9 protein-coding genes are annotated in these 10,399 nt (G+C 49.0%); 3 read left to right on the top strand and 6 right to left on the bottom strand.

From position 1 onward, the window contains the following. The first annotated feature begins 114 nt into the window (after nt 1-114). On the top strand, nt 115-2,127 hold the full coding sequence (locus VFS25_RS22075) for a glycosyl hydrolase family 18 protein (protein WP_326464349.1): 2,013 nt from the start codon (nt 115-117) through the stop codon (nt 2,125-2,127). A gap of 71 nt (nt 2,128-2,198) precedes the next feature. Here VFS25_RS22075 and VFS25_RS22070 read toward each other — a convergent pair whose 3' ends face one another. The 4 genes from VFS25_RS22070 to VFS25_RS22055 all read right to left on the bottom strand — a co-directional run bounded on the left by VFS25_RS22070 (nt 2,199) and on the right by VFS25_RS22055 (nt 4,890). Next, nucleotides 2,199-2,960 (bottom strand): SGNH/GDSL hydrolase family protein, encoded by a 762-nt coding sequence (locus VFS25_RS22070; RefSeq protein ID WP_326464348.1) that lies wholly within the window; start codon nt 2,958-2,960, stop codon nt 2,199-2,201. A 102-nt stretch (nt 2,961-3,062) separates the two neighbouring features. Then, on the bottom strand, nt 3,063-3,689 hold the full coding sequence (locus VFS25_RS22065; RefSeq protein ID WP_326464347.1) for a hypothetical protein: 627 nt from the start codon (nt 3,687-3,689) through the stop codon (nt 3,063-3,065). Nucleotides 3,690-3,765: 76 nt separating this feature from the next. Further along, nucleotides 3,766-4,611 carry an alpha/beta hydrolase gene (locus VFS25_RS22060; RefSeq protein ID WP_326464346.1) on the bottom strand — a complete coding sequence of 282 codons (846 nt, stop codon included), beginning with the start codon at nt 4,609-4,611 and terminating at the stop codon, nt 3,766-3,768. Nucleotides 4,612-4,632: 21 nt separating this feature from the next. Further along, nucleotides 4,633-4,890, bottom strand: a complete 258-nt coding sequence (locus VFS25_RS22055) for a SemiSWEET transporter (RefSeq protein ID WP_326464345.1) — start codon at nt 4,888-4,890, stop codon at nt 4,633-4,635. Nucleotides 4,891-5,025: 135 nt separating this feature from the next. Here VFS25_RS22055 and VFS25_RS22050 point away from each other — a divergent pair, with 135 nt between their 5' ends. Further along, nucleotides 5,026-5,277, top strand: coding sequence for a hypothetical protein (locus VFS25_RS22050; protein ID WP_326464344.1), 252 nt, complete (start codon nt 5,026-5,028; stop codon nt 5,275-5,277). A 200-nt stretch (nt 5,278-5,477) separates the two neighbouring features. On the opposite strand, the gene VFS25_RS22045 is transcribed toward VFS25_RS22050, so the two are convergent. Then, nucleotides 5,478-5,774 (bottom strand): hypothetical protein, encoded by a 297-nt coding sequence (locus VFS25_RS22045; protein ID WP_326464343.1) that lies wholly within the window; start codon nt 5,772-5,774, stop codon nt 5,478-5,480. 46 nt (nt 5,775-5,820) lie between these two features. Beyond that, on the bottom strand, nt 5,821-8,463 hold the full coding sequence (locus VFS25_RS22040; protein WP_326464342.1) for a gliding motility-associated C-terminal domain-containing protein: 2,643 nt from the start codon (nt 8,461-8,463) through the stop codon (nt 5,821-5,823). Nucleotides 8,464-8,888: 425 nt separating this feature from the next. Here VFS25_RS22040 and VFS25_RS22035 point away from each other — a divergent pair. Then, nucleotides 8,889-10,399: DNA adenine methylase (locus VFS25_RS22035; protein ID WP_326464341.1), on the top strand; the 1,511-nt coding region annotated here is incomplete at its 3' end.

Below are 10,399 nucleotides of genomic sequence, written 5' to 3'. Positions count from 1 at the left end.
CAGCATCATTATAACCACGTCAGTCATTGCGGTTGCAAAATGCCATTCCCATGCGCATTTTTTAGCAATCGATTTCAAACCATAACCATCTCATCATTCAAACCAATTTTATCTATGAGAACCGTAAAACTACTTTTGCTTTGTTCCCTGTTCCTGTTGCCCGTGGCGGCCTTTGCACAGGTATCGTGCTACAATATTGTAGGGTATTATCCCTCCTGGGTTGCCGGCGGCAACTATTATATTAACAGTCCTTCAAAGGTTGATTACAGCAAGTACACGCATATCTGCTATGCATTTGCCATTCCCGGTACAGATGGCAGGATCGGCGCTGTGGATAATGGTTCCGTGCTTGCCGACCTGGTAGCCAGGGGCCATGCCAATAATGTAAAAGTATTATTGTCCATTGGCGGCTGGCTCAGCTCATCGCCCAATAACACGCCCTTTGAAGCCATTTCAACCAGCACCACCGCCATCAATAACCTGGCAAATGCCTGTGCCGGCCTGATAACGCAGTACAACCTGGATGGTATTGACCTTGACTGGGAATACCCTACTACCAAAGCCCGCTGGAATGCCCTGGCTACCGCGCTTGGCAACAAAATACACGGCATGGGAAAGATATTTACCGCGGCGGTATCTGAAAGCGCCAGCAACAACGGAGATCATTATGATGATGTTTCCATGCTGGACCTGGTGAACATTATGTGCTACGGTAACTACTCCCTGGCCAGCAGCTCCATTGCTTACTGGACCAGCCGTGGCGTGCCGCAAAGCAAAAGAATGCTGGGCGTGCCTTTTTACAGTGGTGATAACAATACATCCGAACATGTGCAAAAAGCCAACCTGGCCAAAACCACTGCAGGCGGCATCATGATCTGGGATATTGCCTCAGAGTATGGAGATATTAACGCCATTTACAACACCCTGGGCAATGTATGCAAAGGCGGTACACCGGCACCGCAAACACCTTATACCGGTACGCCGCTGCCTGTTCCGGGGCAAATAGAAGCAGAGCATTATGACAATGGCGGTGAAGGCGTGGCCTATCACGACCTTACCGGCGACAACATGGGCGGCGCATTCCGCACTACGGAAGCAGTGGATATTGAAAGCTGCGCAGAAGGCGGCTACGATCTTGGCTACGTGCAGGCCGGCGAGTGGGTAGAGTATACCGTGAAGGTAAATACCGCCGGCGTATACACGCTGCAGGCCAGGGTAGCCACCAACGCCGCCGGAAAATCGTTCCATGTTGAGCTGGACGGCCAGAATATTTCCGGCACTATTGCCGTACCCAATACCGGCGACTGGCAAAACTGGACCACTGTTAGCGTAACCACACCTGCGTTAACCACCGGCACCAAAGTAATGCGCATTGTGATAGATAATGCCGAGTTTAATCTTAACTGGCTTAGCTTCACCTTGCAGGCAGAGAATATTGCCCTTAATAAAACCATTACGGCATCTTCAATAGAAGAGGCAGGATTTGAAGCGTACAAGGCGTTTGACGGCAATGCCACTACTACCCGCTGGTCATCTGCATATACAGATAACGAATGGATAGCGGCAGACCTGGGCGCGCCCTACGACATTTCCAGGGTAGTGCTGAAATGGGAAAACGCCTATGCAACATCCTACCGTATTGAAACCTCCCTAGACAACCAGAATTGGACAGCAGTGAAAACCGTAACATCCGGCGCCGGCGGTACGGAAAACCTGGGCTTCCCGGCAGTGAGCGCCCGTTATGTAAGAATGTACGGCGTTAAACGTGCTACCCCTTACGGCTACTCGCTGTGGGAGTTTGAAATATACGCGGCATCGCCTGCCCTGGCGGCTGCCCGCCAGGCAATGGCGGTAACCCCGGGAAAAAGCGGCCTGGATATTAGCGGTAAAACAGCTTCCTTTAAAATAGGCGTGCGGCCTAATCCTGCGTCGGATGTAATTACGCTGCAGTTTGAGGGTGCTGCCCCCCAGGGAATGCTGCATATATTCAGCATCAGCGGCCGTGAAGTGTACCGCTCAAAGGTGAGCGCCAATGCCGGCCAGGTACAGGTAAATGTTTCCGGCTGGCCTAAAGGTATTTACATTGTTTCCTTCGGAAACACCCGTAAAAAAGTGGTGGTAGAATAAAACCAGCCGTATAAATAAACAAAGGCAGGATGGTAATATCCTGCCTTTGTTATTTATAGCACCGCTGTAGTTTATTTTACGATCCTCAAAACAGCCTTTGCCCAAAATGCGCCCAGCGCCCGGTCGCCCTTTTCATTGGGGTGCAGGAAAAAGATGCCGTAAGGGCCTTTCTCCTGGTTAAAATCTGTCTGGTAATGCTGCTTAAAGTAATCATAAGCCTTTACATCTCCTATAAACAGGCGCCTGGGTTTTTCATGGCTGTAAAGGTTCACAAGCGTATTAATTTCCTTTTTGTACTGAATGAGCCTTAGCTGTCCTTCCTTCATGTAGGTAGAGGTATTGTGCGTATTGTCGCTATACCATAACGGATAATTGATCATCACTTTACAGCGGGGATAAGCAGCAAAAAGGCTGTCGGCAATGGTTTTCAGGTTGGCCCGGTAGCTGGCAGGCGCAACCGGCGCACCATTGGGTCCTTTTACAGCACTGTCGTTCGTGCCCAGCATAATGGAGAAAACAATTATGGCCTGTTTGTCTGCATAAAAAGGAGCGGCGGCTGCCTTAACCGCTGTAAACGTTTTATGGCCGGGCAAAAAGTCAACAGTTGTATAACCGCTAACGCCTTTGTTTGCTACCTGCACCTGTGCAAAAACAGCTTGCTGCCGCAGGTATTCGCCGGCAAACCGGGGTGGAGATACGCCGTCGGGATTGCCTGCGCCTGCGGTAATGCTGTCGCCGATAAATACAATGTTAACCTTCTGCTTTTCTTTTACCGCAAATGAGCATAGTAGCAGGGGGACCAGGAAAAACGTGCAAACTAATTTCCAGTTCATTTTCAATACTGCTGTTTATTGAAATAAAACATTTACCCTTAAATATGCTCATTTTTTTATGGGTGTGCAAGTGGTATTTATATTTCAGTGCAGCAGATCATGTTATTGCACCTGCTCCAGCCGGTAAGCAGAAGGGCCGTGCTTTAACCTGTACCGGATGGATTTTCTTTGAATGGAATCTCCCGTATCAGCGCCGGTGGGAAAGGTGCGTACAATATATCCCTTTTCTATATAAACGGAATCATATCCCTTATACCTGGCGCCTCCCTGCTGTGTAAGCTCAGGAAAGCTAATAGGCATGTTGCCCTTCGGATCAATGGCATATGCATATACTTTCGTATAATGCGAGCTGTCGGCCCCTCTTGCAAAGCAATACACTTCGGGCTTACCGTCATTATCAAGATCGGCTGCAGCCGCATAATAAATACTGCCTGCCAGCGGGGCATTCACTTCACCAAATGCGTTGGCGCTGTCGTTACCGGTAATGGTCAGCCGGCGCAGGGTATCTTTACCTTTTGCATGTACAACAAATGAATATTGCTTAAAGGTCACTGTCTGGTTAAAATCCGGTGAGCTTCCTGTCATTGCAGCAGTGTCTGCAGGCGGGGCTGCAGCGGTGGCAGCGCTGTCGTTCTCCGTGGCCGACCTGCGGCTGTTGCAGGCCCATGCAGCCAGTAACCCCAATCCGCCGAGCACTAGCCATACCAGTTTTTTTGATGGATGCTTCATGACTTATTTTTTAAAAACTGGCCCAAATGCTATACCATTTTTAACCGGGATGATCCGTGTTCAGCACAGTGAGCAGTTACAAAAACTCCCGTATTAGTGTAGCTACTGCTTCCGGTGCTTCTTCCGGCGCAAAATGCCCGCTGTTGGCAACCTGCTTCCCGGTAACGCCGGCAAGGCCGTGCTTTTTTAAACCATACAGGTAATCTTCCATTTTCCCGGGATCTTTATCGCCTCTCAGGTACAATACCGGTATGTTAATGTTCTTTATGGCGGCATTGTCTTTTTCATCCTGTGGAAAGGTACGGTACCATCCCAGGCTTGTTTTTAAAGCAGCATTATTTTTATAAGCCTCAGCATACAGTTGCCGGTGTTCCTCACTGATCATTGTTTTGTGGGCAGCCAGCGTATCGTAAAAATAATCGAACAACGCCCGTTGTTTACCATCAATCAACTGTTCCGGCAAGCCGGGAACAGCATAAAAAGCAAAATGCCATATGTAAGGATTGCGCTTTACAGCTTCCCATGGCTCAACACCGGGAACAGCTGTATTCATAATAATTGCTTTTGAAACAGGCGGTGGAAAGTGTTGGAGTAATGAAAAGGTAACCATACCGCCTATATCATGCCCGGCTACAACGGGATTGTTCAGGTTTAAATCGTTCAGCAGCTGCTGAACGAATGCAGCGATCGTTTTTTTATCTGTTCCTGTAATTTCCTGCGACCTGCCTATGCCGGGCAAGTCAATAGCCAGCATATAATATTCGTTTTGCAGCAACGTCATTACCTTTTCAAAGGTTTTACCGGTTTGCGGGTAGCCGTGCAGGAACAGGATGGCCTGATGCGCGCTGCTACCGGCTTCCAGGCCATAAATGGTTGTGCCGTTTACTGTGGCAGTAAACGGGCGGGGGGCTGTATTTTCCATATGCTATAGATCTGTACATTGTTACCGGCGGAATTTAAATTTTAGTATGAGCATTGCAATATTAAGGGAAAGCGCAAGAATGTTGGTAGCTATGATGGGCAGGTCGGATTTATCGGTGCCGTAATATATCCACAGGCTGTTGCCCGTCATCATAACAATGAACATGACTACAGAAACATCATCCGCTTTCTTACGCTTTATGGTTTTTACCAATTGGGGTATCAATGAGGATGAAGTGCAGATGCCTGCCACCAAACCCAGTATTTCTATGAATTGCATATGATTGCCATCACCCAAATATTATACCTCATGCTATTGTGCTGCTGCCTGATTTTATTGCCGGGCGGCCTGGTTTTTGAGTTAATCCCATACATCTTCATACTAATCTTATTTCGGCTACATAAATAATGAACCATGGGGCGTGTAATCCCCCTTCTTGCTGCTGTGCTTGTTATTACGGCATGTACGCTTACAAAACCCTCTGTTCCTACAGGCATTTATTCAAAAGAGCAGCCCAAGGTGCCGCCGGCCGATGCTGCCTTTGCACAGGTGCCTGCAGGATATAAGGTGGAGGTTTTTATGAAAGATCTTATCTGGCCTACCAGCATAGATTTTGACGAGGCAGGAAATACCTACGCCCGGGCCGCGGCGTCCGGTGGAAGCTAAGTTTTCCGCCGATGGGGAAGCTTTGTATATAGTAGACATAGGGGTAATTGGTTTTGATGTAGGAGGGGCCGGGCCGTTTCCGGTGCCCGTGCCGGGAACAGGAGTAATCTGGCGTATTACAAAACAGGGAAGTAATGCATCCAGGCCTCCTGCTGATTTATCGCCAATGCCGCGGGAAGTAAGTAAATAATAACGGCGCCTTACCAAACGTCTTCCTTTTTGGCGTTTAGCCGGTCCACAATCTCCTGCGCAATTTCATCATTGTTGCGCGGCGCCGCAATCCTTTCCTGCAAATGTTTATGCCAGTCATTTAAAGCTTCTTGCGGCGAGCCGCCATAGCCAACCACACCCGCTTCCAGGTCGGGGCCAAGTATGCAGCAATAGGTATTCCCGTTCATAAACAATGCCGGGCGTAATTTCTTTACGGTGTCCGGTATACCCGGGGAGTTAAAGTCAAGGTTGACAACAGTAGCCGGATCAATGGGCATTTGTTTCATTTCACAGTATTTTTATATCCGCTTCAATAAATGTGCCTTGTATTCGTTACTCCACCAATGTTACCGTACCTCTCAATACCTGCGGCTGTCCCTGCCTGTTCACAAATGTGGCTACCCATACAAAGGTGGCTGTACCGGACAGCGCTCCTTTGTACTGGCCATTCCAACCGTTGGCGGGATCGTTGCTCTCGAAAACGATGGCGCCCCAGCGGTTGTACACTTTCAGCCGGTAATTGCTCACGCTTTTATAATACTTCGGCCGGAACAGGTCATTTTTTCCGTCGCCATTGGGCGTGAAGGCAGAGGGGAAAAAGATTTCGCAGTCCTCCTCCACTTTAATGTCCGTAGTCAGCGGCGGTGTAATACAGTCATTCCCGTCTTTTACTACAATGGAATAAGTACCGGCTCCCAGTTTGGAGAACATGCTGTCGCGCTGCCAGCTGTTTTCCCCGATGCTGAACCAGTAAGGCGGCACGCCGCCGTTTGCCGTAAGCGTAATACTGCCTATGGGCAGTGCGTCGCAGCGCAGGCCTGTTTGGGCAATGAGCGCTATGTTCAATACCGGGGGCTCCTGTATAACGGCAGTTGTTTGCTGCATGCATTGCTGCGCGTCGGTTACCGTTACGGCATAGCTGCCTGCCGGCAGGCGGGTGAACAGGCCGGCGCTATTACTGGTATTGCCCGTTTCAGGCGAAGATACCGTATATACGTAGCCGCTGGTTCCTCCTGCAGCGGTAAACTGCAGCTGCCCGTCATGTGCGCCGTTGCATAGTACGTTTGCATGGCCGGCTTTATTTTCCTGCAGCGTAAGCAGGGGGGGATCTGTGAGCACAATGGACGCCGGCTCCGAGATACACCCGTAGCGGTCCCTGGTAACAATGTTGTAAGTACCTGCGGGAAGATTGTTAACAGGAGCGCTTTGCCATGTTTGGCCGCCGTTACTGCTGTATTCATACGGGCCGGTGCCATTGGCCGGTGCTGGAGTAATACTGCCGTTGCTATTGCCGGCGCAGAGCGGTGGGGTAGCCGTTAACGTTAATACAGGCTGGGGATGGATGGTGACCTGTAAGGAGGCGATTGTTTCGCATTTTGTACCGGTATTGGCAAGCCTGATATAGTAAGTGCCCGGTTTGTCAACGGCCTGCGGGTTGGCTAAAGGAATGGTGGCGGCGGCATCTTCCCAGAATGTCAATACGTATTGAGGTCCCTGGTCCCGGTCGGTAATGACCGCGGAGCTGGTAATATCTACAGTTGCAGGCGTGCAAACCGTGGTATCTTCTTTAACCACGAGTAACGGCAGCCGGGTGCTTACAGGGAATAGCGGGGTTAAGTCCATATTCATCACAGTTCCCGGTTCTCCGTCTGCCGTTCCCCACTCGGTTCCGTTGGAGAGTCCGCGAATGCCTCCTGAAACGTCTGTTCCGGCAACGGGTGTGCTGGTAATTATCACACCGCCGCCGCCACCGCCGCCGGAGCCGTGGCGCGCCAGGAACGTTTCATTGCCGCCGTTTCCGCCTTTGGCGGTAAAGGTAATACTGCCGGGCAGCGCACCGTTATACGCCAGCATAATGCTGCCGCCGGCTCCTCCTCCGCCGGCGCCGTCGTCTGCCGATGGTCCTGCGCTGATGCCGTCCGCGCTGACAATGCCTGCGCCAATAATAGTGTTGGCTGTAATGAGGATGATGCCGCCTCCATGGCCGCCGCCTGTAGCCGCCATATTATTCTGGTGGCCACCGCCTCCGCCGCCGCCCATGATGATACGCGCAGGCAGGCCCGTTTTAATGCCTTTGCCACCGCGCCCGCCCACATCCTGGGGACCGGAATACTGGTAGCCGCCTTTTCCGCCATCGCCATAGTTGGCGCCCCCGCCGCCGCCTGAATTGTGGGCATTGCCGCCACCGCCGGCGTTGGCGGGAGCGCCTCTTGCAAAGCTGCCGTTTTCATAGCCGCCTGCCGTGGCGGTCCACGTGCCAGCCGGCGTACCGGCAATGCCTTCGCCTTTCTCTCCGTAGCTGCCGTAGGTAGCACTTACATAGTCCTGGAGATTGTACCCCCCGCCTGCGGAGTTGATCCGGCCGGGCCTGAATCCCAGCCCGGTAACGGTAATCCCATACCCGTTCATATCAAGCGTTTGCCAGGCATGAAAGGCCACCACACCGCCGGTTAGCCCGTTCCACGGGGCAGCCATCACAGGGCCTGTTAATGTAACATTCTTATAGGCGGGCACCCGTATTACCTGGTAAGCAGACTTGCGGTTGGGAATACCGCTCACGGCGCGGTAGCTGTGCTGCAACGGGTTCCTGAGCGTAAGCAGGCCTCCTGCAAAGGAGCTTACTTCTCCAAACTCGTACAGGCCCGAGAAGCCAAGATCCGTATAGCCGTTGCCATTGGTTCCGTTTCCGCCATAGGCAGCGGTGTTAACAGCGTTGATGGCAGCGTCCTGCACCTGGATGATCAATACCCGGTCGCCCTGCAGCAACGGCAGGGTATTGCCGGCCGGTTCCCCGAGTGAAATAGCAAGATCGCCGGCATTTACATTGTTAAGCCCCGGGTAGTAGGTGTTCACTACTCCTGCAATGGTGGCTGACTCGCCACAAGGGCCATCAACCGGCAGGGGTAACTGGGCTTTAAGTACATTACACAATAGTACCCCGGTCAGCCATAAGATCCACTTGCGCTTTAAAAACATTATCGTGTACCCTTTCTCTTTGAATAACGTTATGAAAACAGATTATTTGGGTAGGTACAGGGAAGAAATACGTGGATAAGCAATATCGGACATGAGGTGTAGAAGTGTATCGGCTGGAATAGGTGGGGGTGATGTTAAAAGAATGCTACAGGGGAGGCGGTCGCCGGTGTATTATACAGTTGCAGAGCATGTTATGTTGACACATCACAGTAAAGTTTAAATATCCAATCCGGTTTTGGCAGCCGTACAACCATTAAACCGGCTGGGGTAATAACAATACCAGGTTGCAGGCTATATAAATATAGGGAAATCTGGTGAATATTAGTGAATAAGCGGGAGGGGAGCTTAACTGCAATATTTATGGGAGTTGTGTATATTTGAGCGTTGCGCACCAATACTAAAAATTAACACTGAAGAGGACAAGAATGAGATTTATAGGCAATAAGGAGTTAATTAATTCAGAAATAAAGGAGCTGCTTAAAGAGCTTGATCTGACAAATAAGGGCTTAACCTTATTTGACGCGTTTTGTGGAACAGGGGCTATATCCGACGCATTAAAAGATTCATTTAATATTGTTGCAAATGATATGCTTAGATGGTGTGTGATATACACGAGAGGCAGAGTATGTGCAGCTGATTGTAGTTTTGAAAATTTAGGATTTGACCCGTTTGAATATTTCAACTCAAATACCAATACAGTTCAGGGATTCTTTTATACAAACTACTCCCCGGGTGGTTCAAATAGAATGTATTTTTCACCCGAAAATGCCGCGCGTATTGATTATTTCAGAACAACAATTGAAGATTGGAAAGACAATAACCTTATAAATGAAAACGAGTATTCTTTTCTGCTGGCAAGTTTAATCGAGTCTGTTTCTGTTGTATCAAATACCGCAGGGGTGTATGGTGCTTTCTTAAAGCATTGGGATTCGAGAGCTACCAAACCAATTGAGTTTAGAAAAGTTGACTTTAACGGTGCATCAAGAAATGAAGCTGAGTTCCTGAATGCAAAGCTGGAAGACATTGTTCCGGAAACGAATTGTGATATTTTATACTTAGACCCGCCTTATACGCAAAACCAGTATGGAACACAATATCATTTGCTGGAAACGCTTGTGCTTTACGATAACCCAGGCATCAGCAGTGTTACCGGCTCGCGCAGCACAACGCCAATGAGGTCTGACTGGTCAAAGGACCACAAATCCCACATCTTATTTGACAAGATACTGGCAAAAACAAAAGCCAGATACATTGTATTCAGCTACAGCAAAGACGGATTCATGTCCAAGACCTTCATTGAAGCAAGCATGAAACGTTATGGAAAACCCGAAACATACATTTGTAAGAAACTTAATTACCGGAAATACACCAATTTCAAGTCAAGGGAAAAGAACGATCATTTTGAATACTTGTTTTTTGTAGAGCGGAAAAATGAGGATGAAATTGTTTATGAATCGCCCCTCAACTACACAGGCAGTAAAGCCAAAATGGCTTCATTTATCAGGTTAAATGCGCCGGCCCGGTTTAACTCTTTTGTAGATGCCTTTGGCGGCGGTTTCAATGTGGGGATAAACATTAACACCAACCGGGTAATTTATAACGATGTAAATCATTTTGTAAGCAAACTCGTTGCTTCGTTCAGAACAACAGACACCTATCAGTATATTCTTTACCTGAAAAGAATTATTAAAAGATTCAGGCTTGAACCTGAAAACGCCGAAAACTATATTAAAGTCAGGGATTACTATAACGCTTTCCCATTGGATAAAAGAGATCCGAAGTTGTTATATGCTGTAATACTTTATGGTTTTAATCAACAGATCAGGTTTAATGGCGATCATGACTTCAACAATCCTGTTGGGATGAGATGGTTTAATGATAAGGTGCTTGAAAAGATGATCAGCTTCTCAAGGGTTATCAAGGAGAAGAATGTTCA

The sequence above is a fragment of the Chitinophaga sp. genome (assembly GCF_035761305.1).
Classification (GTDB): domain Bacteria; phylum Bacteroidota; class Bacteroidia; order Chitinophagales; family Chitinophagaceae; genus Chitinophaga.
The sequence above is the reverse complement of the archived record's forward strand: the minus strand, read 5'-3'. Positions and strand labels throughout refer to the sequence as shown.

What these genes read in the sequence shown, in the direction of transcription:
- VFS25_RS22055 (WP_326464345.1), bottom strand. Translation starts at nt 4,890, where the DNA reads ATGCAATTCATAGAAATACTGGGTTTGGTGGCAGGCATCTGCACTTCA.
- VFS25_RS22070 (WP_326464348.1), bottom strand. Translation starts at nt 2,960, where the DNA reads ATGAACTGGAAATTAGTTTGCACGTTTTTCCTGGTCCCCCTGCTACTA.
- VFS25_RS22050 (WP_326464344.1), top strand. Translation starts at nt 5,026, where the DNA reads ATGGGGCGTGTAATCCCCCTTCTTGCTGCTGTGCTTGTTATTACGGCA.
- VFS25_RS22075 (WP_326464349.1), top strand. Translation starts at nt 115, where the DNA reads ATGAGAACCGTAAAACTACTTTTGCTTTGTTCCCTGTTCCTGTTGCCC.
- VFS25_RS22060 (WP_326464346.1), bottom strand. Translation starts at nt 4,611, where the DNA reads ATGGAAAATACAGCCCCCCGCCCGTTTACTGCCACAGTAAACGGCACA.
- VFS25_RS22045 (WP_326464343.1), bottom strand. Translation starts at nt 5,774, where the DNA reads ATGAAACAAATGCCCATTGATCCGGCTACTGTTGTCAACCTTGACTTT.
- VFS25_RS22065 (WP_326464347.1), bottom strand. Translation starts at nt 3,689, where the DNA reads ATGAAGCATCCATCAAAAAAACTGGTATGGCTAGTGCTCGGCGGATTG.
- VFS25_RS22040 (WP_326464342.1), bottom strand. Translation starts at nt 8,463, where the DNA reads ATGTTTTTAAAGCGCAAGTGGATCTTATGGCTGACCGGGGTACTATTG.